This window comes from Actinoplanes sp. CA-030573, from assembly GCF_050951115.1.
Classification (GTDB): domain Bacteria; phylum Actinomycetota; class Actinomycetes; order Mycobacteriales; family Micromonosporaceae; genus Actinoplanes.
Genome location: NZ_CP192038.1, coordinates 692,868 through 718,281 on the forward strand (window position 1 = coordinate 692,868; position 25,414 = coordinate 718,281).

General features: G+C 71.5%; 23 protein-coding genes and 1 pseudogene. 15 read left to right on the forward strand and 9 right to left on the reverse strand.

Going from position 1 to position 25,414, the window contains the following annotated elements; all coding sequences use genetic code 11:
• Positions 1-106 precede the first annotated feature (106 nt).
• Complete coding sequence (locus ACQP2F_RS03195) at positions 107-397, forward strand: DUF3040 domain-containing protein (RefSeq protein ID WP_433300464.1); 291 nt, start codon at positions 107-109, stop codon at positions 395-397.
• 428 nt (positions 398-825) lie between these two features.
• Here ACQP2F_RS03195 and ACQP2F_RS03200 read toward each other — a convergent pair.
• The 5 genes and pseudogenes from ACQP2F_RS03200 to ACQP2F_RS03220 form a co-directional block, all read right to left on the reverse strand.
• Positions 826-2,019: pseudogene (locus ACQP2F_RS03200) on the reverse strand (glycosyltransferase); the annotation flags it as partial.
• A 122-nt stretch (positions 2,020-2,141) separates the two neighbouring features.
• The gene (locus ACQP2F_RS03205) at positions 2,142-4,109 is read right to left on the reverse strand and encodes a glycosyltransferase family 39 protein (RefSeq protein WP_433300466.1); all 1,968 of its coding nucleotides are present in this window, start codon (positions 4,107-4,109) and stop codon (positions 2,142-2,144) included.
• A gap of 33 nt (positions 4,110-4,142) precedes the next feature.
• A complete protein-coding gene (locus ACQP2F_RS03210; protein WP_433300468.1) occupies positions 4,143-5,213 on the reverse strand; it encodes a 3-deoxy-7-phosphoheptulonate synthase in 1,071 nt (356 codons plus the stop codon).
• Between the two features lie 186 nt (positions 5,214-5,399).
• Entirely contained in the window at positions 5,400-6,968 is a 1,569-nt protein-coding gene (locus ACQP2F_RS03215) for a sensor histidine kinase (RefSeq protein WP_433300470.1), read from the reverse strand.
• Complete coding sequence (locus ACQP2F_RS03220; protein ID WP_433307326.1) at positions 6,946-7,677, reverse strand: response regulator transcription factor; 732 nt, start codon at positions 7,675-7,677, stop codon at positions 6,946-6,948. The genes ACQP2F_RS03215 and ACQP2F_RS03220 overlap by 23 nt, the downstream gene beginning before the upstream one ends.
• 106 nt (positions 7,678-7,783) lie before the next feature.
• Here ACQP2F_RS03220 and ACQP2F_RS03225 point away from each other — a divergent pair, with 106 nt between their 5' ends.
• Together ACQP2F_RS03225 and ACQP2F_RS03230 are read left to right on the forward strand one after the other, a co-directional pair.
• Positions 7,784-8,053: a hypothetical protein gene (locus ACQP2F_RS03225; RefSeq protein ID WP_433300472.1), complete on the forward strand. Its 270-nt coding sequence runs from the start codon at positions 7,784-7,786 to the stop codon at positions 8,051-8,053.
• 27 nt (positions 8,054-8,080) lie between these two features.
• Positions 8,081-8,404 (forward strand): hypothetical protein, encoded by a 324-nt coding sequence (locus tag ACQP2F_RS03230; protein ID WP_433300474.1) that lies wholly within the window; start codon positions 8,081-8,083, stop codon positions 8,402-8,404.
• Here ACQP2F_RS03230 and ACQP2F_RS03235 read toward each other — a convergent pair.
• Positions 8,391-10,502 (reverse strand): hypothetical protein, encoded by a 2,112-nt coding sequence (locus ACQP2F_RS03235; protein WP_433300476.1) that lies wholly within the window; start codon positions 10,500-10,502, stop codon positions 8,391-8,393. The genes ACQP2F_RS03230 and ACQP2F_RS03235 overlap by 14 nt on opposite strands.
• Before the next feature lie 139 nt (positions 10,503-10,641).
• Here ACQP2F_RS03235 and ACQP2F_RS03240 point away from each other — a divergent pair, with 139 nt between their 5' ends.
• The gene (locus ACQP2F_RS03240; protein WP_433300478.1) at positions 10,642-11,013 is read left to right on the forward strand and encodes a tetratricopeptide repeat protein; all 372 of its coding nucleotides are present in this window, start codon (positions 10,642-10,644) and stop codon (positions 11,011-11,013) included.
• A 9-nt stretch (positions 11,014-11,022) separates the two neighbouring features.
• Entirely contained in the window at positions 11,023-11,307 is a 285-nt protein-coding gene (locus ACQP2F_RS03245) for a Smr/MutS family protein (protein ID WP_263022203.1), read from the forward strand.
• A 3-nt stretch (positions 11,308-11,310) separates the two neighbouring features.
• Here the strand turns inward: ACQP2F_RS03245 and ACQP2F_RS03250 are convergent, their stop codons facing one another.
• Both ACQP2F_RS03250 and ACQP2F_RS03255 read right to left on the reverse strand, forming a co-directional pair.
• Complete coding sequence (locus ACQP2F_RS03250; RefSeq protein ID WP_433300480.1) at positions 11,311-11,853, reverse strand: dihydrofolate reductase family protein; 543 nt, start codon at positions 11,851-11,853, stop codon at positions 11,311-11,313.
• A gap of 3 nt (positions 11,854-11,856) precedes the next feature.
• Positions 11,857-14,241 (reverse strand): M28 family peptidase, encoded by a 2,385-nt coding sequence (locus ACQP2F_RS03255; RefSeq protein WP_433300482.1) that lies wholly within the window; start codon positions 14,239-14,241, stop codon positions 11,857-11,859.
• Between the two features lie 64 nt (positions 14,242-14,305).
• Between ACQP2F_RS03255 and ACQP2F_RS03260 the strand changes: the two genes are divergently transcribed.
• The 10 genes from ACQP2F_RS03260 (at position 14,306) to ACQP2F_RS03305 (ending at position 24,979) form a co-directional block, all read left to right on the forward strand.
• Positions 14,306-14,641, forward strand: a complete 336-nt coding sequence (locus tag ACQP2F_RS03260) for a hypothetical protein (RefSeq protein WP_433300484.1) — start codon at positions 14,306-14,308, stop codon at positions 14,639-14,641.
• Between the two features lie 79 nt (positions 14,642-14,720).
• Positions 14,721-15,923, forward strand: coding sequence for a PP2C family protein-serine/threonine phosphatase (locus ACQP2F_RS03265; RefSeq protein ID WP_433300486.1), 1,203 nt, complete (start codon positions 14,721-14,723; stop codon positions 15,921-15,923).
• On the forward strand, positions 15,920-17,515 hold the full coding sequence (locus ACQP2F_RS03270; protein WP_433300487.1) for a sensor histidine kinase: 1,596 nt from the start codon (positions 15,920-15,922) through the stop codon (positions 17,513-17,515). The genes ACQP2F_RS03265 and ACQP2F_RS03270 overlap by 4 nt, the downstream gene beginning before the upstream one ends.
• Positions 17,512-17,967, forward strand: coding sequence for a response regulator (locus tag ACQP2F_RS03275; RefSeq protein ID WP_433300489.1), 456 nt, complete (start codon positions 17,512-17,514; stop codon positions 17,965-17,967). The genes ACQP2F_RS03270 and ACQP2F_RS03275 overlap by 4 nt, the downstream gene beginning before the upstream one ends.
• On the forward strand, positions 17,960-18,769 hold the full coding sequence (locus tag ACQP2F_RS03280; protein WP_433300491.1) for an inositol monophosphatase family protein: 810 nt from the start codon (positions 17,960-17,962) through the stop codon (positions 18,767-18,769). Before ACQP2F_RS03275 ends, ACQP2F_RS03280 begins: the two co-directional genes overlap by 8 nt.
• Before the next feature lie 9 nt (positions 18,770-18,778).
• Positions 18,779-19,552 carry an SDR family NAD(P)-dependent oxidoreductase gene (locus ACQP2F_RS03285; protein ID WP_433300493.1) on the forward strand — a complete coding sequence of 258 codons (774 nt, stop codon included), beginning with the start codon at positions 18,779-18,781 and terminating at the stop codon, positions 19,550-19,552.
• Positions 19,553-19,614: 62 nt separating this feature from the next.
• The gene (locus ACQP2F_RS03290) at positions 19,615-20,628 is read left to right on the forward strand and encodes a coiled-coil domain-containing protein (protein WP_433300494.1); all 1,014 of its coding nucleotides are present in this window, start codon (positions 19,615-19,617) and stop codon (positions 20,626-20,628) included.
• A 110-nt stretch (positions 20,629-20,738) separates the two neighbouring features.
• A complete protein-coding gene (locus tag ACQP2F_RS03295; RefSeq protein ID WP_433307327.1) occupies positions 20,739-22,244 on the forward strand; it encodes a fused MFS/spermidine synthase in 1,506 nt (501 codons plus the stop codon).
• 97 nt (positions 22,245-22,341) lie between these two features.
• A complete protein-coding gene (locus ACQP2F_RS03300) occupies positions 22,342-24,159 on the forward strand; it encodes a serine/threonine-protein kinase (protein ID WP_433300496.1) in 1,818 nt (605 codons plus the stop codon).
• Between the two features lie 94 nt (positions 24,160-24,253).
• A complete protein-coding gene (locus tag ACQP2F_RS03305) occupies positions 24,254-24,979 on the forward strand; it encodes an SDR family NAD(P)-dependent oxidoreductase (protein WP_433300498.1) in 726 nt (241 codons plus the stop codon).
• Positions 24,980-24,994: 15 nt separating this feature from the next.
• Here ACQP2F_RS03305 and ACQP2F_RS03310 read toward each other — a convergent pair whose 3' ends face one another.
• A complete protein-coding gene (locus ACQP2F_RS03310; protein ID WP_433300500.1) occupies positions 24,995-25,396 on the reverse strand; it encodes a hypothetical protein in 402 nt (133 codons plus the stop codon).
• Positions 25,397-25,414: the final 18 nt, after the last annotated feature.

Below are 25,414 nucleotides of genomic sequence, written 5' to 3' on the forward strand. Positions count from 1 at the left end.
TGGCATCCATGGAGGTGTCCGGAAGGCAACGCGCGAGTAACAATGGCATCGATCGAGATGCTCTTCCTCGATCGACGGGCAGGCCTGGCCCGAGCGGAGGTGCGACATGCTGAGCAGGGAAGACAGTCGCCGGCTGGCGGAGTTGGAGCGCCAGCTGAGGCGTGACGACCCGGATTTCTGCGCCCGCATGACCGCCGGCGCCGAGCACACGTCCGCGCCATCCGGGCGCGGCATGACCTTGTCGCTGATCTTCACCGCCGCCGTGATCTGGGCGGCGGCCGTCGTTCTCGGCGTCCTCGGCTGGTGGATCGCCGCCGTGATCGCCGCCTTCTGCGCCACCGTCGTGGTGTCCACGTTGGCCGTCTGGGTAGTCCGCCGCCGCCGCCGTCGCCGCTGACCGCCGCCGATCGCCGCCGACCGCCGCCGACCGCAGCTGATGCGTGGCGTGCGAAGGAAGGCGGGTGTGGCGGCAGGGCAGGGCGCGGGCGGGCTGAGAGGGTGGCGCGTCGCCGGCATGGCCGGGCGGGGCGCGGGCGGGCAGAGGAAGGGTGATGCGTGGCCGGCATCGGCAGGGCGGCGCGTTCAGGCCTGGGGATGGCCGGCCTGGTGAGAGCGCGGCTGGCCGTGTGAGCGGGCGACCGACGGGGTGTGAGAGCGGTCAGGCGAGCCGAATCCCGGGTGGGTGGGCGAGCCGGTGCCTGAGAGATTAGGTGCGACGAATCCCGGGTGGGCGGGCGAGCCGGTGCCCGAGGGATTAGGTGCGACGAATCCCGGGTGGGTGGGCGCGACGGACCCGGAGCGGGCGCGCGAGCGGAACACCCAGATCCGCAGCATCAGGAAGCGGACCGCGGTGGCCAGCAAGTTCGCGAGGATCAGGACGGCCAGCTCGACGTGCTTGGCCGGATGGGCCGACGCCGCGTCGAGCAGCGCCAGGGAACCGCTGGTCAGGGACAGGCCTATCGCGAAGACGATCAATCCCTGGGCCTGGTGCCGCCAGGCGCCGTCGTTGCCGCGTACGCCGAACGTCACTCGGCGGTTGACGGCGGTGTTGGCGATCGCGGTGACGAGCAGGGCGACCAGGTTGGCCCACTGTGGGCTGATCGCGGTGCGCAGGAGCGCGTACAGCAGCAGGTAAGCCAGCGTGCTTGCCACCCCGACCGCGGCGAATCGGATCAGTTGGCCGGTGAGGCCGGCCGGAACGCCGGCCATCGGCAGCGGGTTGCGGCCCAGCTGCTCGCGCAGCGTGGCCAGCGGCAGACGGCCCGAGCCGAACGCGCGCAGCAGGCGCGCTATGCCTTTCAGGTCGGCGACGGCGGTCGCGACGATGTCCACCCGGCTGTCCGGATCGTCCACCCAGTCGACCGGCACCTCGTGGATCCGCAGGCCGGCGCGCTCGGCGATGACCAGCATCTCGGTGTCGAAGAACCAGCCGGTGTCCTCGACCATCGGCAGCAGCCGCTCGGCCACGTCGGCGCGGATCGCCTTGAAGCCGCACTGGGCGTCGGAGAAGCGGGCCGACAGCGCGCTGCGCAGGATCAGGTTGTAGCTGCGGGAGATGAACTCGCGCTTGGCGCCGCGGACCACGCGGGAGCCGCGCGCCAGGCGCGACCCGATCGCGAGGTCCGAATGACCGGAGATCAGGGGGGCGACCAGCGGAAGGAGGGCGCCGAGGTCGGTCGAGAGATCCACGTCCATGTACGCGAGGACGGCCGCGTCCGACCTCGTCCAGACGTGCTTGAGGGCGCGCCCTCGTCCCTTCTCGGTGAGATGCACCGAGGCCACGCCGGGCAGCTCCCGGGTCAGCCACCGGGCCACATCGGCGGTCGAGTCGGTGCTCGCGTTGTCGGCGATCGTGATCCGGAATCGGTACGGGAAATGCGTGGCGAGATATGCGTGGAGGCGCCGCACGCACGGCTCGAGGTCGATCTCTTCGTTGTAGACGGGAACGACCACGTCGAGCACCGGGGCGTCGAGCCGGGTCGGGTCGGCGTCGTGCGATGGCAGCGTCGTCAGGCTCATGTCACCAAAGGTCGGGCTCGCCCCTGGGCAATTCGTATGGCGGTCCTGTGGCGGCCCTGTGAGTCTGAAAACGGCAAAACGGGCGGCACCCGGTAAGGGTGCCGCCCGTCGTGGAAACGCGGTCAGGAGGTCAGGTCGTAGACCGTGACGGAGCCGACGGTCGTGGCCGTGAAGTTGTCGGCCACCCACTGGGCGATCTCGGAGCTGTCGTCGCTGCTGCCCGTAGTGGCGAAGTTGCCGATGAAGTAGTGGATCTTCCCGTCGGCGACGTACTGCTGGAACTGTGCCAGCGTCGGGGAGGGGTCGGTGCCGTTGAAGCCGCCGATCGCCATCACCGGGTCGCCGGTCGCGAGCTGGTAGCCGGACGCGTTCTGCGAGCCGACGGTCGCGGCCACCCACGTGTACTGCGACGCGTTCGCCTCGAGCAGCGATTTCATCTCGTCGCTGACCGACACGGCGTCGAGGAGACCACCCATGCCACCGCGACCGAAGCCACCGCCGGGAAAACCGCCCTGGGCGGTGCCGTTTTGCGAGGTCCCACCAGGGAAGCCGGGGAACCCTGGGGCGCCCCCGCGAGCGAAGCCGCCTCCACCGAAGCGGCCGCCGCCCGGGCCGCCGCCGAAACCGGTGGACGGCCCGGCGGACGGAATCGAGCCGGTATGTGCCTCGGAGGCGGTCTGCACCGCGTACGCCGCCGGTCCGGAAAGAACCGCAACCAAGGCAGCGCCCGCCGCCACCAGTCCGATCCGCGCCGATAGGCGCTGCGTGGCCACCACCGCGACCGCCGCGCCCAGCCCGCCGACCAGCACCACCCAGCGCAACCAGGGAACGAAGTCCGGGGTGCGCCCCAGCAGGTGATAGCACCACCAGGCCGTCACCGCGATCGCCGCGCCCAGCGTCCACGCCGCAACCGGCTCTCTGCGGGCCCGCCACAGCATCACCGACCCGATGCCGACCACCGCGCCCACGGCCGGCGCGAGCGCCACCGTGTAGTACGCGTGGAAGATCCCCTGCATGTAGCTGAAGACCAGCCCGGTCCCCACCAGCCAGCCACCCCACAGCACCAGCGCCGCTCGCCCGCGATCGGTGCGCAGCCGTGGCGCGGTCAGCACCAGCCCCGCCACCAGCACGATCAGCGCACCCGGCAGCAGCCACGAGATCTGGCCGCCCTGCGAGCTGTCGAACATCCGCAGCAGGCCGGTCTCGCCCCAGCCGCTGCCGCCACCCCCGCCGCCGACGCTGCCGGTCTCGTTGCCGGAGAGCCGGCCCAGTCCGTTGTAGCCGAGGGCCAGCGACAGGAGGCTGTTGTTCTGCGACCCGCCGATGTACGGCCGCATCGAGGCCGGCACCAGCTCGACGATCGCGATGTACCACCCGGCCGAGACCACCAGCGCGAGGCCCGCGAGCAGCAGCTGCCCGATCCGCCTGCCGAGCTTGGGCGGCCCGGCGATCAGGTAGGCCAGCGCGAACGCCGGCACCACGAGCAGCGCCTGCAGCATCTTGGCCAGGAAGCCGAAGCCGACGAACGCCCCGGCCAGCACCAGCCACTTGGTCTTGCCGTTCTCGATCGCCCTGGTGGTCGCCCACGCGCCGGCCACCATCATCAGCACCAGCAGGGCGTCCGGGTTGTTGAAGCGGAACATCAGCACGGCGACCGGGGTCAGCGCCAGCGTCACACCGGCGATGAGGCCGGCCGCCGGGCCGAACCAGCGCTTGATCGTCGCGTACAGCAGGCCGACGCCGGCCACGCCCATCAGCGCCTGCGGCACCAGGATGCTCCACGAGTTGACCCCGAAGATCCGGGCCGAGAGTGCCATGAACCAGAGCGAGGCCGGCGTCTTGTCGACCGTGATCGAGTTGGCCGCGTCGGACGAGCCGTAGAAGAACGCCTTCCAGCTCGCCGATCCCGCCTGGGCCGCCGCCGAGTAGAAGGCGTTGGCCCAGCCCGATTTGTCGAGTCCCCAGAGGTAGAGGACGCCGGTGAGCAGCAGAAGAGTGAGGAAAGCGGGCCGTTCCCACCGCGGCCGGACGGGGGCCGGCGGTGCGGGGGCGGCGACAACCACCGGAGCGGCGGGCAACGTCGAGGTCATGCGCCAACTCTCGACGCGCCCGCTGTCGCCCCTTTATGCGGCGACTGTGCGCCTGCTGTGAGCGGCCGAGGCCAGCCGCTCCAGCACCTGGACGGTCGGCTCCCAGCCCATGCACGCGTCGGTGACGGACTGGCCGTAGGTCAGCTCGCCACCCAGGTCCTGCCGGCCGGGGACGAGGAAGCTCTCCAGCATCACGCCGCTGATCCCGCGCTGCCCGTCGGCGACCTGGCCGGCCACGTCGTCGGCGACCAGCGGCTGCCGCAGGTGGTCCTTGTTGCTGTTGCCGTGCGAGCAGTCGATGACCAGCCGCTCCGGAAGCGACGACTTGCGCAGCAGCTGCAGCGCGTCCTCGACGTCGGCGGCGCTGTAGTTGGGCTTGCCGCCGCCACCGCGCAGCACCAGGTGCGTGTCCGGGTTGCCGGTGGTGTGCAGGATCGCCGGCGTGCCCGAGTAGTCGATGCCGGGGAAGACGTGCGGCACGGCGGCGGCCTGGATGGCGTCGATCGCGGTGCTGATGCTGCCGTCGGGGCGGTTCTTCATGCCGATCGGCATGGAGAGGCCGGAGGCGAGCTGCCGGTGGACCTGCGATTCGACGGTACGGGCGCCGATCGCACCCCAGGCCACCGTGTCCGCGATGTACTGCGGCGTGATCGGGTCGAGGAACTCGACGGCGGTCGGCAGGCCGCGCCCGACGATCTCGAGCAGCAGCTTGCGGGCGATGCGCAGGCCGGTGCCGACGTCGCCGGTGCCGTCCAGCGCCGGGTCGTTGATCAGGCCCTTCCAGCCGACGGTCGACCGCGGCTTCTCGAAGTAGACCCGCATCACGATGAGCAGATCGTCGGCGAGCCGGTCGGCCTGCTCGCGCAGCAGACCGGCGTATTCGCCGGCGGCGGCCGGGTCGTGCACCGAGCACGGGCCGACCACGACCAGCAGCCGTGGATCTCGGGCGTTGAGCACGTCCTCGACCTGGCGGCGGCCGTCGAGCACGCTGTCGTGCAGGTCGCTGGTCAGCGGCAGCTCGTGGTGCAGCAACGCGGGGCTCATCAGCGGAACGACGGCGGCGATGCGCTGGTCACGGACGCGCTGGACCTCGGGGATGGTCACGGTGGTTCATCTCCATTTCGGGCCGGCGCCCGGGCGAGAGCCGGCAAACAAAAAGGCAGCGACGTCGTCGCTGCCTCGGCCGGCTCTGGCTGGTGTCTCAGGTCATGCGGTGACAACCGAGGCACCGGCGTGAGCCGGCCCGGTAAACCACCGATACGTCCAAGACACGTCGGCAAGCATAACCGGTCACGGGGCCCGCTGGGCCAGTTGGTGACCAGTTGTTGGGACGAGGGCCGGCGGCACCAACGGCAGGACCACGGTGAACACGGTCTCGCCCGGGACGCTTCGCACCGACACGTGACCGCGGTGGGCGGTGACGACCGCGTGCACGATCGACAGGCCGAGGCCGGTGCTGCCGGCCGCCCGCGAGCGCGAGCTGTCTCCGCGCGCGAACCGCTCGAAGATGTGCGGCTGCAGCTCGGCCGGGATCCCGGGGCCGCCGTCCCGCACCTGCAGCACGGCCGACTCCTGGTCGGCGCGCACCGAGACGGTGACGGTGGTGCCGTCGGGCGTGTGGGTACGCGCGTTGGCCAGCAGGTTGGCCAGCACCTGATGCAGCCGGGCCCCGTCGCCGATCACCGAGACCGGCTCCTCCGGCACGTCGAGCTGCCAGACATGGCCCGGGCCGGCGGCGTGCGCGTCGCTCATCGCGTCGACGACCAGCATGGTCAGGTCGACCGGGTCGTGGGCCAGCGGCCGTCCCGCGTCGAGCCGGGCGAGCAGCAGCAGGTCCTCGACGAGCAGCGTCATCCGCTTCGCCTCGGACTCGACCCGGCCGAGCACGTGGGCGACCTCCTCCGAGATGGGTGCCCGGCTGCGGCGGCTGAGCTCGGCGTACCCGCGGATGGCGGCCAGCGGGGTGCGCAGCTCGTGGCTGGCGTCGGCGACGAACTGGCGTACCTGCATCTCGCTGGCGTGCCGCGCCTCCAGCGCGTTGCCGACGTGGTCGAGCATCCGGTTGAGGGCCGCGCCGACCTGCCCGACCTCGGTGTTCGGGTCGGTGTCGCCCTCGGGCACCCGCTGGGCCAGCTGCACCTCGCCCCGGTCGAGCCGCAACTCGGAGACGCGGGTGGCGGTGTTGGCGACCCGGCGCAGCGGCGCGAGCGTGCCGCGGACGATGAACGTGCCCGCCCATCCGGCGATGACCAGGGCGATCAGCACGACCCCGCCGGTCACCTCGGCCACGTGCAGCAGCACGTCGTGGGTGTCGCTCAACGAGAGCGCGATGACGCGGGTCTGTCCGCTCGCGGTGGTTTCGGCGACGACCCGATACGAGCCGTAGCCGGCGATATCGACGTCGCTCTTGGTGCCGTCGGTCTTGACCGCGAGCAGCTGGGTCAGGGCCTCGGCGTTCAGATCGTCATATTTGGTCCGGTAGTTGCCGTCGGTATCGGTGGTCGGGACGACGATGCCGCCGTGGACATCGGTGGCGTCGGTGTAGGTGAGCGTGATCGAGCCGACCTCGGCGCCGCCGAACGGCTGGTCGTTGTCGAACTTCGGGGTGAGACCCTGCGGGAACCGATAGTCGCCGGGATCGCTGCCGCCGCCCGGGTGAACGGGGTGGAGAGCCTGGCCGAGGCGGGTGTCCACCTGGTCGTACAGCTGCTTGCTCAGGAAGATCTCGGCGGTGCCGCCGACGGCGAGTCCCAGCAGGGTGAGCAGCACCATGATGATCGCCACGATGCGGGTACGCAGCGACCAGCTCGCCGGGCGGCGCCAGCGCGCGCGGATCTCAGTCGGCGGGCTTGAGGACATAACCCGCCCCGCGCATCGTGTGGATCATCGGTGCGCGCCCCGCGTCGATCTTCTTGCGCAGGTACGAGATGTAGAGCTCGACGACGTTGGCCTGGCCCCCGAAGTCGTAGTTCCACACCCGGTCGAGGATCTGGCTCTTGCTGAGCACCCGGCGCGGGTTGCGCATCAGGTAGCGGAGCAGCTCGAACTCGGTCGCGGTGAGCGTGACCAGATCGCCGCCCCGGCGCACCTCGTGGCTGTCCTCGTCGAGCGAGAGATCTCCGACGATCAGCTGCGATTCGGTACGCATCGGCGAGTGCCCCATCCGGCGCATCAACCCGCGCAGCCGGGCCACGACCTCCTCGAGGCTGAACGGCTTGGTCACGTAGTCGTCGCCGCCGGCGGTCAGCCCCGTGATCCGGTCCTCCACCGAGTCCTTGGCCGTCAGAAACAGCACCGGCACCTCTGGCGACTCGCCGCGCAGCCGGCGCAGCACCTCGAGCCCGTCGATGTCGGGCAGCATCATGTCGAGCACGACGGCGTCCGGCCGGAAGTCGCGGGCGGTGCGAACGGCGGTCTGGCCGTCGCCGGCGCTCCGCACCTCCCAGCCCTCGTAGCGCAGCGCCATCGAGAGCAACTCGGCCAGCGTCGGCTCGTCGTCGACCACGAGGACTCGAACCGGGCCGCCGTCGGGGCGGCGGAGCTCGGTGCCGGATTCTTGGTTCGCCATCGTCATGCCCCTACTGTCACGGGTCACGCTTTGCGCCGCCTTTCCGCTTCCTGTGTAGCACCTGTGACCCGGATGCACAGGAAGCGGAAAGATCTCGCATAGCCCGATGACACCGGACGCCGTGATCGTGGTGGTCATGACGCAGACGATGAAGCACCAGATGCTCGGTTGGCGGCGGCGTACCGGCCTGGCGGCGCTCGGTGCGGCGGTCGCGGTGGCGGCCGCGCTCGGGCCCGAGACCCTGGCGACGACCCGGCTCGGCGCGGCAAGCGAACAGGCCGGCTATGCGACGGTCACGGCGGCCGACACGATCACGAGCCACGCCGTCCTCGCCGAGGTCGCCGCGGCCACCGGTGGCGTGTCGAAAACGCTCTAAAGCGTATAAATCGCCCATAATGGTTGCATGTGGATCACGCGTCGGGTATTGGCGATCTTGACCGTGGTCGCGACGCTGTTCCTGGTGGCGCCCGCCCCGGCGAGCGCGACGGACGGCTGCGACGGGGACTGCCGGGACCGGCTGGTCCAGGTCGGCCTCGAGGGTCGCGTCGTCCAGCTGGTCGCCGACGGGGACAGCACCTGCGCGCTGACCGAGGCCGGCGACGTGTTCTGCTGGGGCGCCGGCTATCCGGACCCGTACCGGCCGGGGCACAACCCGCTGCTGCTGGTGACGATCGGCGCGCTGCTGGTCGCCGGCGGCACCACGCTGCTGATGGTCAGCCGGCGGTGACGGACAGCGCCGCGTCCCGGAACGACGCGGCGCCCTTCTTGAGCCGCTCGGTGTAGAGCGGCCGGTTCCACGGGTTCCAGGTGTACCGGCCGACCGACTGATCCTTGCCGGCGGCCGCGAACGAGACGGTCACCCCGGGACTGGTCTGAAGGGTCAGCTTGCCGCCCTTGGGCACCCCGACCGCGCGCGAGGACGGATCGGCGAACGCCAGCATCGCCCACGGCACCCGGACGGTCAGGTCGTTGCCGTCGAGGCGCCACAGCGTACGGCTGTCGGCCTCGTCGTTCCCCGGGTCCCAGGTGCCGTACCGGAAAAGACCCGCGTTCTGCAGCTCGATCGGTTTCGCCCGGTCGGTGAGCAGCGCGTACGGGCGCCAGCCGTCCGGTGCCGCACCTCGTTGCGACTCGGGCACCGCCTGGTCGAGCGGCATCGGGTCGAGCTGCTCCCGCAAATACGCCTGCCCGGTGTGCCCGACCAGATTGAGCGCGACCACCGCGTCCGGTCGCCGGTCGCTGCTGCCGGCCATCGGCGTCCCGCTCACCGAGGGCAGCACGTCGAAGCCGACCTGCACCGAGCCCAGCGCCGAATCGCCCAGCCGGACGTCGAGGTACAGATAGGCCTCGTCGGCGTGCGCGCGCACCCGGGTCGCCGGCCAGCCGCCGTCGGCGTCGATGAGCGTCGCCGTCTGGTGCCCGGCGAGCCCGGCCGGATCCATCGCCAGCAGGCCGAAGTGTTGCTCGTTGGTCATCGCGTCGTGCCACAGCTGGCGTCGGCTCGCGTCCTGGTGGGTGATGGTGTTCCAGGCCAGCCGGTACCACTCGTCGGTCCACTCGAAGAGGAAGCCGCCGGCCAGCCCGCGGTCCTTGATCAGCCGCAGCAGGTCGCCGTCGATCCGCATGGCCTCGGTCTCGCTGTGGTCACCCTGGTCGCGGCCGAGCGGCCCGGCGTGCGCCGAGCCGATCGACGAGGGCACGCCGAACTCGGTGACCATCGTGGGCATGGTGGCGTGATGCTTGTGCAGGGCGGTCAGATAGTTCCCGTACGCGTCGCCCGGCTGCAGCTTCGGCTCCCGGCGCAGGAAATCGGGGTAGTACGGGAACGCGTGGTAGCTGGCGAAGGTCCCGGCCGGCCAGTTCGCCGTCGGTAGCACGTGGTTGGCGTCGAGCTGGTACATGTCCTCCTGGCCGAGCGGCTCCTCGGGATGGCGCAGCGGGTCGGTCGTCGGCCAGTTGACGAAGGCGATCGGCTCGGTGAGCCCCTTCGCGGCCTGGTAGCCGGCCAGCTCGTTCATCCGGGCCGCGAGCCAGCGCTCGGTCGGGCTGGCCTCGGTGGTGCTGCGGAAGTACTTGCCGGACACCGGCGGGGCGGTCCGGTTGCGCTGGTCAGAGGCGCTTGCGGCGTACGGGTCGAGCTCCGCCCCGATGATCCAGCCGGCCAGCCACGGGGTCACATCGGTGTCCCACGCCCTGCCGGACGAGCTCAGATGGCCCGCGACCGCGTTCGTGGCGTCCTTGATCTCGCGCTTGAACGAGTCCGTGACCTGCTTGTCGTACAAGTTCCTGGTGGCGATGTACCCGCCCGGCAGGTCCACGCCCTGCATGAGGTAGAGCGGCCGCTCGGGGTGGTCGCGGTTGTGCTCGGCGAGCTGCTGGTAGAACGCGGGCGAGTGGATCGTGTAGATCCGTACCACCCGGATGCCGAGCATGCTCATCGCGTCGAACCAGGCGTAGTACTGGGCGGCCGAGATCGAGACGTCGGCCGGCACGTGCCCGGGCGTGGTGGCGCCGAGGTCGACGCCGGGCAGGAAGGTCTGGTCCCCGCCCGCGGTGTGCAGCACGAACCGCTGCCCGTCCGAGCTCGCCACCATCGTCAGCCCGTCGGCGTCGACCGGCGCCGGCGTCCACGGTTGCCCCGAGGGCGGCGACGGTATGTCGCGCATCCCCGCGATCAGGAACGCCGGCGAGCGCAGTGCCGGCGACGAGCTTCCGCCCGCCAGCATCAGGCACAGCACTAGGGCGAACACCCCGAACGCGCCGGCACGGGCGCGTTCGAATCGGCGGGCCGGAGCGGACACGACATGGCTCGAGAAGTCCCCCACGCAGGCATTCTCCGCCGGGGTGGTTGCCGTATGCGGTGATTTGTCGGGAAGCTTGGATCATCGGAACACTCGCCGTTGGCCGCTTGTTGTGCCAGCGTTGTCTTCTGTCGGCGGGTGCGAGCGTGTGGGGAGCGTGCACGTGGATCTTCTCGAGGAGTACCGCAGGGCCACCTTCTTCTTCGAGTCCGGCGACCCGCTCGGCGCCTCCCGCCTGCTCGAGCCGATCGTCGAGGCCGAGCCGCACAACACGGCCGTCCGGCAGTTGCTGGCTCGCGCGTATTTCAACTCGGCCCAGCTGGCCGGCGCCGAAGCCCAGCTCAGAGCGCTGATCGAGCATGATCCTTCGGATCACTACGCGCACCACGTGCTCGGCCGGACCCTGGAACGGGCCGGCCGCTTTCGTGAGGCGCTGCCGCACCTGCGGCTCGCGGCCGCGATGAAGCGGCACGACGACTACACCGAGGCCGTCCACCGGGTCGAGGAATGGCTCGGCAAATCCGAGCACGAATAGGATTCACCCGTGAAGCTCAAGCTCGACCTGCACGACATCTTCAACAAGGGCCACGAGATCGACCGTGCCCTGCGCGGGATCATCGACGAGGCCATCGAGAAGAAGGCGGCCACGGTCGAGATCATCCCGGGCAAGGGCAGCGGCGCGTTGAAGAAGAAGGTGCTGCGCTTCCTCGACCAGCGCGAGATCAAGCAGCTCTACCACCGCGTGGAGAAGGACGGCGACAACTGGGGCCGGCTCTTCGTGCACTTCCGCCACGACGCTCCCACCGGCCGCCGGGGCCGGGGGCGCTAGACCCTAAGTTCCGGCCACGGCGTACCAGATGCCGGTCGCCATCGGTGACTCCGACTGGCTGAGCCGGTCCAGCCGGATGTTCGCGCCGCCGGTCACCTCGAACAGGCGGGTGCCGTCGCCGAGCAGCACCGGCGCGACGAAGACCAGGATCTCGTCGACGAACCCGGCCTGCAGGGCCTGCCGGGCGACGTCGGCGCCGAGGATGTTGACGTACTTGTCGCCGGCCGCGTCCTTGGCCAACGCGACCCCCTCGGCCAGGTCGGTGACGAAGGTCGTGCCCGGCACCGGTTCGTCCGGTGGCCGGTGGGTGAGCACGAACTGAGGGCCGTGCCAGGCGCCCTCGAACGCGCCCTCCTTGTCGGTGCCCTTGTTCGGGTCGTCGCCCTCGAAGGTCCGCCGGCCGACCAGGATCGCCCCGATCTTCTCGACGATCCGGTCGGCGGTCTCGTTGGGGCCGAGGTGGTCGGCCAGCCAGGACATGTCACCGCCCGGCCCGGCGATGAAGCCGTCGAGCGACATGGTCGCGGAGTACAGCACCTTTGCCATGGCCTAGAGCGTGTACGTCTTCGCGACCGCGAGCAACTCGCTGGAGTGCGAGCCGACGATGCCGACGCCGGTGGGCCGCGCGTGGAAGCCGGGCAGCGCGGTCAGCCCGTCGCTGCCGTCCATGGCCCGGAACTTGACCGGCCCGGTCGCCTTGACCGTCAGCGTGACCTCGACGCCCGCGGCCGGCGGCCCGTGGAAGACGAACCCGAAGCCCCACGGATCGTCCTTGATCGGCGGGGCGGGCTTCACCGGGCGCCCCTCGACGGTCGCCTCGGTGACCGTCACGCCGGCCTGGACGTGCAGCGAGGTGAGCCGCACCGGCCGCTGGGGCTGAAGGCGGAGCTTCAGCACCCGGGTGTCACCCGATCGGGTGTCCGACTCCAGCGTGAGCTTCGGGGCCGGAAGCGCGGCGGCCTCGGCCTTGCCGGTGCGCAGCTCCTCGGGGCCGAAGGCGGGCAACGTCGCGTTGACCTCGTGCGGGCCGCCGGAGACGTACTGCGAGGTCCATTTCTGGACGACCGGCTCCTCGCTCAGCCACTGCGCCGTGCCGGTGTCGGCGTCGAGCGCGTACATCAGATGGGTCAGCGCCGGATGCCGGGCGTCGAACCGGTCGGCCGAGAGGCCGGCCGCCGTGCAGACCACCACCGCGAGAAGCGCGACCAGGGTGGGCGCCGCACCGCGCCGGCGGGCCCGCAGCGCGTCGAGCCCGCGCTGGCCGCCGGGCGCCGGATGGATCATCTCGATTACCGGCAGCAGGGCGAGGCCGAGCAGCACGGCCAGGAAGGCGCCGGCGCCGGCCATCGGCATGCCGAGCGCGGGAAAGAGCATGACCACGGCCGGCAGCAGGACGATCACCGCGACCGCGGCACCGGCCGTGATCGCCGGCACCCGCCACCAGCGGCCATTCCGACGGTTTTGTCCGCGCTGGCGGTGCGGCACCAGCAGCGCGACGATGGCGGCCGACGCGCCGGCCAGCGCGGGCAGGGCGCCGAGGTAGGAGCCGCCGGGCATGAAGGCGGCGAGCGCGACGCCGAGCACGGCCAGCCAGCCCAGCCCGGCGATGGCGAGCGCCGCCGGACCGACCCGGCGGCTGCGATGGAACCACGCGTACCAGCCGAAGACGACGGCGGCGGTGAGCGCGAGCACGGCGAGGCGGTACCAGCCCGGCCGGTACGGGTCGATCGGCATTGCCGCGTACTCCGGGCGGATGAGTTTGAGCACCGTCCAGAACGCCTGGCCCAGCACCGGCGCCACGATGATCGGCAGCAGCGTGACGACCGCGCCGACCGCCAGCCGCCGGCCGGTGGTGAGGCCGCGGCGACGGGCCAGGCCGCCGAGCACGAGCACCGCGATCAGGGCCAGGATCGCGAGCGGCCAGACCAGCTCGCCCGGGTAACGCACGAGCAGTCCGGGGGCCGGGAAGTAGGTGGCGTCGTCCTTGGCCGCGAGCTTCGACAGGTCGCGGTCGCCCAGCTCACGGGTCACGGCCAGCGCGTTGTCGCCGTGGTGCTGCAGGCTGTCGAGGTTCATCGCGGACGGCAGGTCGGTCGGGGCATGGTAGACCGCCGCGCCGTCGATGTAGGCCGCGTTCAGCCCGGTGAAGCCCGCCTCGCGGAACGCGGTGAAGTCGGTGTCGTTGGGCAGCAGCCGGTAGATCTCGACCGCGAACGAGGTGCCGACCGGCTTGGGCGCGTGCGCGTACACGTCGATCAGCGCGCGGTTGTCCTTCGCCGTCTCGAACATGATCGCCGGGCCGGTGCTGCCGCGCGCCTCCAGGTTGAGCGCGATGCCGCCGTTCTTGGCCAGCGGGTGCTGGTCGACGAATGCCTTCGCGCCGCAGAGGCAGGCCTCCTCGCCGTCGGTGAGCACCAGCACCACGTCGTTGCGCAGGCGCGGGCTTTTGAGCAGGGCGCGCGCCGTCTCGATCACCGCCGCGGTGCCGGCCGCGTCGTCGTTGCCGCCGGGGCCGACCTGCACCGAGTCGGTGTGCGCGACCAGGAAGATGCGGCCGGTGGAGGCGGTGCCGGGGATGACCGTGACCACGTTGCGCACGTGCGCGAGGCCGGCGCCGCCCGCGCTCGAGGACAGCTCGCCGCCCTCGATCGACACCGTGTCCTGCACCTCGGGGGAGAGGCCAAGGCCCCGCAGGGTGCTGACCAGGTAGTCGCGGACCCGGTCCTGGGCGGCGCTGCCGACCGGATGCGGCTCGGTGGCCATCGACTTCACGGTCGCGAAGGCACGGTCGGCGCTGAACGCGCTCTCGGACGCCTCGTGCGCGGCCGGCGGGCGTACCGACCAGACGGAAGCCAGCCCGACGAGGGCGAGCACGGCCACCGCGGCCAGGGCGGCATAGACCCGGTGCGGGACCAGGGAGGCGGCGTCACTCATGGGGGACATCTAAGCGCACCGGGTAGGCCGAAGATCGTTTCCGGCGTGGCATAGCGTTGTCCGGGTGAGCACGCCGTTCGACCCCGCCGCCGTGATCGCGGAGTTCATCGACTCGGTTGCCCCTTTCGACCCGAATCCGGAGGCCGCCCCGGTCGCCATCGTCGGTGTCCGCACCGCGCTCGGCGAGGGCGTCTTCCCGGTCAGCGACCACGTGATCCGCGCGATGTGCCGGGCCCTGGCCTCCTACCACGACCCCGAGGACCGCGGCACCTGCGTCGAGTGCGGCAGCCGTCGCCTCGACGAGAATCTGCACTGTCCGGACTGCGGGCGACTGCACGGCATCCTCGGCCAGGTCATCGCCGATCATGCGCGCCGGGTCGCGGCCGAGGACGCGCCGTGATCTTCGCTGAGTTGTGCGCTCGGCGGCGGTGGTACACCATCGTGCAGTCCGGTCGGGTGTATGCGAGTGGGGAACAGGCATGACTGAACGGTCGGTCGCCCCGCGCGCGCGAACCGGCTCTACGGCATATCCGGAACGCCTGCGTGTCCTTCTCGTCGAGGACGACGAGGGTGACGCGTTCCTGGTGCGCGAGCTGCTGGCCGAGGCCGAGGCGCCGTTCGATCTCGACGTGGCGACCACGCTGCGTCAGGCGACGTCGATGATGCACGACGTCAACTGCATCCTGCTCGACCTGGGGCTGCCCGACGCCGAGGGCATCGACGGGCTGCGCAAGCTGCTGGGGGTGGCCGGCAGCGCCGCGGTGTGCGTGCTCACCGGCCGGTCGGACGAGCACCTCGGGGTCGCCGCGGTGGCCGAGGGCGCCCAGGACTACCTGGTCAAGGGCCAGGTCGACGGGGTGCTGCTGACCCGGTCGCTGCGCTACGCGGTCGAGCGCAAGCGCGCCGACGAGAACGCGCAGCGGCTGCGCGAGGTGGAGCTGCGCCAGGCCGAGTCGGCCCGCCTCGAGCGCGGCCTGCTGCCCCAGCCGCTCATGTCGACCGAGGCCGTGCAGGTGCACACCTTCTATCGCTCGGGCCGGGCCATGGGCCTGCTCGGCGGCGACTTCTTCGACGTCGTCCAGGTCGGCAACGACAAGCTGCACGTGATCGTCGGCGACGTCTGCGGCCACGGCGTCGACGAGGCCGCACTGGGCGTCGAGCTCCGGGTCGCCTGGCGCGCGCTGGTTCTGGCCGGGGTGCCCGAGGATCAGGTGCTCGGGTCGCTCGAGCAGGTGCTGATGAGCGAGCGCCGGGCTCGCGAGGTCTTCGCCACGGTCGCCTCCGTGGTGCTCGACCTGCCGGCCGGCCGGGCCACCGTGCGGCTGGCCGGGCATCCGCCGCCGGTGCTGCTCTCCGGCGGCCGGGCCGCGCCGGTCGACGCCCGCCCGGGCATCGTGCTCGGCGTGCGGCCCAAGCCCGCGCCCGTCTCCGAGCTGCAGCTGCCCGGCGACGACTGGTCGCTGCTGATGTACACCGACGGCCTGATCGAGGGGCACGCCGGTTCCGGGACGGAGCGGCTCGACGTGGCCGGCCTGTGCGGGTTGCTCGACGAGCCGGCCGCCCGGGACGTGCCGCTGCCCGCGCTCCCGGCGTGGCTGGTCGGGCAGGCCGAGCAGGCCAACGGCGGCCCGCTCGCCGACGACGTGGCAATGTTGCTGATCTCCCGCGGGGGTGGACGATGACGCTGCGCGGCTGGACGCTGCGCTCCCGGATCGCGGCGCTCTGTTTCGCGACCGGCATCCTGCTCGGCGCGCTGGCCGTCTTCGCGGCGTTCACCGCGGCGCAGCACAACCGGCAGCTCGACGACGTGCTCAACCGGGCCAGCCCGATGCGGGCCGCCGGCGAGACGCTGAACACGGCCTTCGTCGACCAGGAGACCGGCATCCGCGGGTACGCGATCACCGGTCGGGACGACAGCCTGGCGCCCTACCGCTCCGGCCAGGCGAGCGAGAAGGCGACGATCGCCCGCATCGAGGGCCTGCTGCACGCCGACGACACCAAGATCCGCCAATCTCTCGACGTGGTGAAGCAGCGGGCCGCGACCTGGCATGCCCGGGTCGCCGACCCGGTCGTGCAGACGATCAACGCGCAGGGGCCGGAGGCCGGGCGAGCGCTGATCACCGCCGGGTCGACCGCCGACTTCGACGCGCTGCGCACCGCCATCGAGACCATGCAGGGCGACATCGCGGTGCTGCGGGCCAAGTCGGCGGCCGCCGCCCGGGACTCGAGCCAGACCATGGTCGCGATCCAGATCGCCGCCGCGGTGGTCGTGATCGGGGCCGGTGGCGGCCTCCTGCTGCTGCTCGACCGGCTGGTCAGCCGCCCGGTCGTCGAGCTCGCCGAGCAGGTGCGCGCGGTGGCGGCCGGCGACTACGACCGGCACATCTCCAGCCGCGGCTCGCCCGAGCTGGCCAGCCTCGCCGCGGACGTGGACGGCATGCGGCGCAAGATCTCCGCCGAGCTGGCCGAGGTACGGGAGGCGCGCGGCCAGATCGAGTGGGTGAACGACCAGCTCAAGGCCCAGGCCGAGGAGCTGACCCGGTCCAACCGCGACCTCGAGCAGTTCGCCTACGTCGCCTCGCACGACCTGCAGGAGCCGTTGCGCAAGGTGGCCAGCTTCTGCCAGCTGTTGCAGCGGCGCTACTCGGGTCAGCTCGACGAGCGCGCCGACCAGTACATCGCGTTCGCGGTCGACGGCGCCCAGCGCATGCAGCGGCTGATCAACGACCTGCTGGCGTTCTCCCGGATCGGCCGGATCACCGGCGGCTTCACCGACGTCGACCTCGACCGGGTGCTCACCGAGGTCAGCTCCCAGCTCGAGGCCCGGGCCGGCGAGGACGCCGAGATCAGCTGGCGCGACCTGCCCACGGTCGAGGGCGAGGAGCCGCTGCTCACCACGCTCTTCGTCAACCTGATCGGCAACTCGCTGAAGTTCCGCCGCCCCGACGTGCCCCCGGTGGTGCGGGTCAGCGCCCACCGCGACGGGTCCGAATGGGTCATCAACGTCCGGGACAACGGCATCGGCATCGAGGCCGAGTTCGCGGACAAGGTCTTCGTCATCTTCCAGCGGCTGCACGCCCGCGACGCGTACGAGGGCACCGGCATCGGCTTGGCGATCGTGAAAAAGATCGTCGAATATCATGGCGGTCGGATCTGGCTCGACCTCGACGTCGAGGAGGGCACTTCGATCAACTTCACCCTTCCGGTGCTGCCCGGCGCTCCCGAGCCCGAGCCCGCGCCCTCCCCGGAAGAGAAGCAGGAGGTCTCCGCATGACGAGTCCGACGCGTGCCGACGGCACGCCGATCGAGGTGCTGCTGGTCGAGGACGACCCCGGCGACGTCCTGATGACCCAGGAGGCGTTCGAGGAGCACAAGGTCCGCAACCGGCTCACCGTCGTCTCCGACGGCGCCGAGGCGCTGGCCTACCTGCGGCGCGAGGGCGAGTACGCGGACGCCGTCCGTCCCGACCTGATCCTGCTCGACCTCAACCTGCCCCGCCGGGACGGTCGCGAGGTGCTCGAGGAGATCAAGAAGGACGACGATCTGGGCCGCATCCCGGTTGTCGTGCTGACCACCTCGGCCGCCGACGAGGACATCCTGCGCAGCTACCAGCTGCACGCGAACGCGTACGTCACCAAGCCCGTCGACTTCGAGCGGTTCATCGCGGTGATCCGGCAGATCGACGAGTTCTTCGTCAGCGTCGTGAAGTTGCCGCCGCGTGCTTGATCAGGTCGCCGATCTCATCCGGGAGGTCGCGGCCACCATCGTGCTGCCGCGCTTCCGCCGCCTGTCCACCGACGAGGTGCACCAGAAGTCGCCCGGCGACCTCGTCACCATCGCCGACCAGGAGTCCGAGCGGGCCCTGACCCGGGGGCTGCTCGCGCTGCTGCCCGGCTCGACCGTGGTCGGTGAGGAGGCCGTGGCCGCCGATCCGCGGGTGCTCGACCGGGTCGGCGACGAGGGCCCGGTGTGGATCGTCGACCCCGTCGACGGCACCAACAACTTCGCCGCCGGCAAGACCCCGTTCGCGGTGATGGTGGCGCTGGTCCGGGCGGGCGAGCTCACCTCGTCCTGGATCCTCGACGTGCCCGGCGACCACCTCACGGTGGCCGAGGCCGGATCGGGCGCCTACCGCGACGGCGTACGGGTGAAGACCCGCACCGACGACCCCGGGGCCGAGGCGCTCCGCGGCGTGGTCGCCCGGCACTACCTGCCGCAGCACCTGCGCGACGTCGCGAACGCCAACGCGCCGAAGCTGGGCGAGGTCACCAACGGTCACCACTGCGCGGGCTACGAGTACCCGGCCGTGGCCACCGACGAGCAGCAGTTCGCGCTCTTCTGGCGGATCCTGCCCTGGGACCACGCGCCCGGCGCCCTGATCATCCGCGAGGCCGGCGGCACGGCCCGGCACCTCGACGGCACGCCCTACCACCCGACGGACAGCGAGCGAGGCCTGCTCGTGGCGGCCAACGACGACGTGTGGCACACCGTCCGGGACACCCTCTTCCCCGACCCGTCGATCCTCTAGGGGCCGCGCGTGTCGTCCTATCTCGAAGAGGTCTTCGGTCTCGGCGGACGCACCGCGGTCGTGACCGGCGGCAGCTCGGGCATCGGCCGGGCGATGGCCGTCGCGCTCGGCCGCGCCGGCGCCCGGGTCCTGCTGGTCGCGCGCCGGCCGGAGCCGATGGCCGAGGTCGTCGCCGAGCTGGCCGGCTTCGGCGCCGAGGGCCACGCGCTCACCGCGGACCTCGCCGACCGTGCGGCCGTCGCCGCCGTCATCGACCAGATCCTCGGCACGTACGGCGAGCCCGACATCCTGGTCAACTCGGCCGGCGTGAATCGGCGTCCCCCGCTGGACGCGCTCACCGAGGACGACTGGGACGTGACCCTCGCCGCCAACCTGACCGCGCCGTTCCTGCTCGGCCAGGCCTTCGGGCCGCGGATGGCCGCCCGCGGCTGGGGCCGGATCATCAACGTCGTCTCCCAGCAGGCCTTTCGCGCGTACGGGAACAGCGGCGCCTACGGTGCGTCCAAGGCCGGCCTGGTCGGGCTCACCCGGTCACAGGCCGAGGCCTGGTCGCGGCACGGCGTCTGCTGCAACGCGATCGCGCCCGGGGTCGTGCACACCCCGCTGACCGAGGCCGTCTTCGCGGACGAGGCCAAGGTCGCCGGTCACGCGGCGCGCACGATGATCGGCAGAAACGGCGTACCGCAGGATTTCGGCGCTTGTGCGATCTTTCTGGCCGGCGACGGCGCCGTCGCGGTAACCGGCCAAACACTCTTCGTCGACGGCGGTTACTCGGCGACTTGAACGATCTGCCGCGTGTTTGCGTAGCACGGTAAGGTCTCCCCGCTGACTCTTGGGAGGTATCCGTGGCGGCGGTTTTCCTGCGGCGGCTCAGCGCCTTCTTCGCGCTGCTCATCGCCGTGTCCGTGCTCGGGGTGGGAGGCGCCGCCTCGCCCGCGCTGGCCGACCCGGACGAGGGTGGCACCAAGACGCTGCGCGACGCCCTCGAGTCCGCGGCCAAGGGTCAGGCCGACGCGATCCAGAAGCTGAACGCATCCAAGAAACGGCAGGTCCAGCTCCAGGCCACGGTCAAGAACGCCACCGCCTCGGCCAAGGCGCTCGAGTCCCAGGTCGGCCAGATCGCCAACCGCTCGTACCGGCTGGGCCGCACCAGCACGGTGACCCTGCTGCTCAACTCCACGTCGCCCGACTCGTTCCTGCAGCGCATCCAGCAGATCGACATGCTCGGCCAGATCGACGGTCAGATCCTCCAGCAGTACCGCGACGACGTGGCCCGGGCCCAGGCCGCCAAGGCCGCCGTCGACAGGGAGATCGTCGAGCAGCAGAAGCAGGTCGCGGCGCTGACCAAGAAGAAGAAGGAGGCCGAGCTGGCCCTCGGCAGCGTCGGCGGCGGCGGCGCGGCCGGCGGTTTCGTCAGCGCCAACTCGCCGCTGGCCAAGCCCGCACCGCGCAACTCCGACGGCTCCTGGCCCAAGGAGTCGTGCACGGTCGACGACCCGACCACGTCCGGGTGCATCACGCCCCGCCTGCTCAACGCCTACCAGCAGGCCCGGGCGGCCGGCTTCACCCACTACACGTCCTGCTGGTCGCAGCGGTCCTCGGGCGAGCACCCGAAGGGGCGGGCGTGCGACTTCTCGGCCAACAAGTCGGGCTTCCAGAACGTCGCGGCCTCCGGCGCCGACAAGACCTACGGAAACAACCTGGCTGCCTTCTTCGTGAAGAACGCGGATAGGCTCGGGGTCATGTACGTGATCTGGTACCGGCAGATCTGGATGCCCGGAACCGGCTGGAAGGCCTACAGCAAGAGCGGCGGCCCGTCCGAGGTGCACACGAACCACGTCCATCTGTCGATACTGTGACGCCGCGCGCGCTGCCGTCCGGCCTTGCGACGGCGCTGGTCTTCTGTTCGAGCGGCGCCGCCCTGGTCCTGGAGATCGTCGCCCTGCGCCTGGTCGGACCCTATGTCGGCGTGACGCTGCAGGTGAGCAGCTCGGTCATCGGCGTATCGCTGGCCGCCATCGCCTACGGCGCCTGGCTCGGCGGCCGCCTGGCCGACCGGTTCGATCCCCGCGTGCTGCTCGCGCCGGCCCTGTTGCTCGCCGCTATCGGCACCGCCGTGACGCTGCCGCTGGTCCGCTACGGCGGCGCCCTCCTGCGCGGCGGCGCCGCCCCCGCCGTGCTCCTGCTCGCGGCGCTGGCCGTCTTCCTGCCCGCGTTCGTGCTCTCCACGATCACGCCGATGGTGGTGAAGCTCCAGCTCAGCGACCTCCAACGCACGGGCTCGGTGGTCGGACGCCTCTCCAGCATCGGCACCCTCGGCGCGATCACCGCCACGCTGGGCACCGGTTTCGTCCTCGTCGCGGCGATGCGCACCAGCTGGATCGTGCTCACCCTGGCGGCGCTGCTGGCGCTGGGCGGCATCGCGCTGCACCTCTGGCTGCGGCGCCAGTCCGGGCCGGCCCGGGGCGCGGGGCCAGGTGGGGATGCGGGGCCAGGTGGGGATGCGGGGCCAGGTGGGGATGCGGGGCCAGGTGGGGATGCGGGGCCAGGTGGGGATGCGGGGCCAGGTGGGGATGCGGGGCCGGGCCGGCCGGGGTTGCCCGGCAACCCGCGGACCAGGGCGACACTGGCCGCGATCGGGCTGGTCGGGGCCGGCCTGGGAGCGGTAGGCCCGAACCCCTGCGACGTCGAGACCGCGTACCACTGCGCCCGGGTGCAGACCGACTCCGCGGTGCCCGGCGGCCGCACGCTGATCCTGAACTCGGCCCGCCACTCGTACGTCGACCTCCAGAACCCCCGGCACCTGGAGTTCGAATACATCCAATGGATAGCTGCCGTGGCCGACTCGATGCCCGCCGGCCCGGTGGACGCCCTGCACCTGGGCGGTGGCGGCTTCACCATGCCCGCATATCTGCGCTCCACCCGCCCCGGAAGCCGCCAGCAGGTGCTCGAGCTCGACGGCGGCCTGGTCGCGCTGGACAAGGAGAAGCTGGGCCTGAAAACCGGTCCCGACCTGCGGGTCCGTGTCGGCGACGCGCGCGTCGGACTGGCCGCACAGCCGTCCCGGGCCTACGACTTCGTGGTCGGCGACGCGTTCGGCTACCTGGTCGTCCCGTGGCACCTCGCCACCAAGGAAATGGCCGCCGACATCGCGCGCGTGCTCCGCCCCGACGGCATCTACGTGCAGAACGTGATCGACTACCCGCCGGACCGATTCATCAAGGCCGAGCTGGCGACGGTCGCGGCCGTCTTCCCGTACGTCGCCCTGATCGCCCCGCCCGCCGCCCTGGCCCACGAGGTCGGGTCGAACTTCGTGATCGTCGCCTCGCACCGCCCGCTGCCGCTCGCCGCGATCCGGCCGAGGCTGGCCGCCCTGCCCGAGCCGGCGGTGCTGCAGGACGGCGCCGGTTTCGCCGGCCACTCCCGGATCCTGACCGACGACTACGCCCCGGTGGACCAGCTCCTGGCCCGCTGAGCCCATTTGCGGGGAAACGGGACGGCGGCGCCGATACCTTCCTGTGGGTTTTCCCGTGCGGCGCCGTGCGGACCGCCCCTCGGGTCACAATCGGCACATGGGGCGGACGGAGCAAAACGGTCAGGATGCTTCGCTTCGCATAGCCGACCGCTACCGACTCGTCGAGAAGCTCGGCACCGGCGGCATGTCCGTGGTCTGGCGCGGCTACGACGAGACCCTGGGCCGCTCGGTGGCGGTCAAGGTGCTCTCCCCGCGGCTGGCCGACGACCGAGCTTTCCGCGACCGGTTGCGCCAGGAGGCACTCGCCGCCGCCCGCCTCTCCCACCCGCACATCACCGGCATCTTCGACTTCGGCGAATCCCCACTGAACAAAAACCTGACCGTCCCGTACGTGGTGATGGAGCTCAACGACGGCGAATCCGTCTCGGCCCGCGTCACCCGCCAGGGCCCCTTGCCGTGGCGCGAGGCCGTGACGATGGCCGCCGAGGTGGCATCGGCCCTGGCCACCGCCCATGCCCGCGGCGTGGTCCACCGGGACGTCACCCCCGCCAACGTGATGCTCACCGCGGCCGGCGCCAAGGTGGTCGACTTCGGCATCTCGGCGATCGTCGGCGAGCGCGACGCCGCCCCCGACGGCAGTCTCCTGGGCACTCCCGCCTACTTGGCCCCGGAACGCCTGGCCGGTGCCCAAGTCTCGGCGGCCACCGACATCTACGCACTGGGCCTGCTGCTCTACCGGGCGTTGACCGGCCGCCTGCCATGGCCCGCCGAGACGACGGCCGAGGCGCTCCGCGCTCACCTCTATGCCGACCCGGCCCCGCTCCCCACCGAGCCCGGCCTGCCCGACGAGATCGCCGCCCTGTGCCTGTCCTGCCTGGCCAAGAATCCGCTGGACCGCCCCGCCGCAGCGACCGCCGCCCGTTCCCTGGCCGCCACCGTGGGCGTACAGCCGCTGCTGCCCGCACTCCGCGCCCGCCCCGAAGGCGCGCCCCTACCGGTCCGGGGCGCCGCGACCGCTAGCGACACCTCGGCCGTCTCGAACGAGGCCCACGCCGCCGTTGCTCCGCGGCCGAGGCCGAACACGCTGGCCGGGCTTCGGCTCCGGGCCGGCCTCAAGGTGGGTGGCTGGCTCCGGCTCGGCGATGCCCGGCCCCTCGGCGGGGGTCTCTTCGCCGGCGGAGGTCTGATCCGTGTGCTTGCCCCGGCCCGAGGCGCCGCGGATCTCGGCGTGGCCGGGCCGAGCGGCCGTCACCGCCTCCAGGCCGCCCTGCTCACGGCCGGCTTGCTGATGACGGCCGGCGTCGGGTGGGCGGCGACTCGCGAGTCTCGCGACGTCGAACAGGCCCAGGCCGCCGGCGCCGGGCCTGCGGCCGCCGGTCCGATGACCAGCCCCTGTGCCGTCCGCTACCAGCTCAAGACGGACTCGGGTCGCCATTACGAGGCGTTGCTGACCGTCGTGACCACCGACGAGGTGGGCCGTTCCTCGTGGCGGGTGGTCTTCGCCTATCCCGGCTCCCAGCGCCTTACCGGCGCCCCGAAGGCGGTCACCCAGACCGGCCGAAAGGTGACGGCCAAGGGACACGGGACACTGAAGACGTTCACTCTGCGCGGCGCTTACCGCGGTTACAACCCGCTGCCTCTGGCCTTCAGCCTGGACGGTCGCCGGTGCCGTGCCGAGGTCGTGGCCAGCACGGCCACCCGCACCGAGGGCGAGCCGGTCAGTGAGGCCGCCGGCGCCGACAACCCCCGCAACGCCGGTGGTGACCTGCCCAAAAGAACCCGCCCGCCGCGCAAGAGCAGCTCCCCACGCAAGCGCAACCATCACTCCCACCAGGTGACGCCGCCACCGGCCATGCCCCCTCTGTCGCCGCCACCCACGGCTCGCAAGGGCAACGGCCTTTCCCTGGCCTGGTAACGGCCCTCGGGGAGCCGCGGACAGCGGCCGGGTGAGCCCACCGCCACGGCCGTTTCGGGCTGCGGGCGCCGGAGGCCGTCGATAGGGTCGAGTCATGTCGAGGCTTGCGGTGGTGACAGGTGGCGGAACCGGCATCGGCCGGTCCACGGCCGGCATGCTGGCGGGGGAAGGCTACGACGTCATCATCGTCGGCCGCCGCGCGGACGTGCTGGCCGAAGCGGTGAAGTGGATCGGCCCCCAGGCCACCGCCGTGACCGCCGACGTCTCCGACCCCACCCAGGTCCCCGCCGTGGTCGAGGCCGTGGGCGACCGTCCCCTCGACGTCCTGATCAACAACGCCGGCGCCTTCGTGCCCGGCGCCGACTCCACGCTCGACGAGGTGGCCCAGCACTGGCACGCCAACCTCGACTCCAATGTGCTCACCGCGGTACTCATGACGACGGCCCTGCTCCCGTCGCTGCGCCGGCCCGGCGGCCGGATCATCCTGACCAGCTCGATCGCCGCCCAGCGGGGTGGCGGCGGCCCTTATTCCGCGGCGAAGGCGGCCCTGCACGGCTACGTCCTGGATCTGGCCGTGGAGCTGGGGGCGGAAGGCATCACGGCCAATGTCATCTCGCCCGGCTACATCGTCGACAGCGAGTTCTTCCTGGGGCGCATGACCCCGGAAGGCCACCAGAAGAGGGTCGACGCGACCCTGGTCAAGCACCCCGGCGAACCCCAGGACATAGCCGAGGCGGTGCGGTGGCTGACCGGCCCGGGCGGCGGCTACGTGACCGGGCAGATCATCAATGTGAACGGCGGCTCCGTCCTCGGCCGCTGATACTTTCGCGGCGCTCTATTTCGCGGCGCCGCCGGTAAAGCGGCCCTCGCCCTCGCGGTTCGCGCGGAACCGCAGGCCCGACCACCGGTCGTCGATCGCGACCTGACCGCATGGGCGCATGTCGAAGTCGGCGACGATCGGCCAGAGGGTGTCCCGGTTGATGTCGGCCTTGTTGCCCTTGGGATAGGCCACCCAGAACACGCCGGGCTTCGTCAGGTCGGCACTGTGCTCCTCCAGCAACTTGCGCGCGCTCGCCGCATCGTCGACGAACAACAGGGCGGTGCTGGCCGTGGAGAGCGTCTCCACCTCGCGCACCCCGTCCGGCATGGGCGTGAGCAGGGGCAGCCGGGTCGGGTCGGAGAGCCACACCGTCGTGTTGGGCTTGATCAGGAGCTTCTCGGCGATCGTCTTGGACATATCCCGAGCCTGGCACCG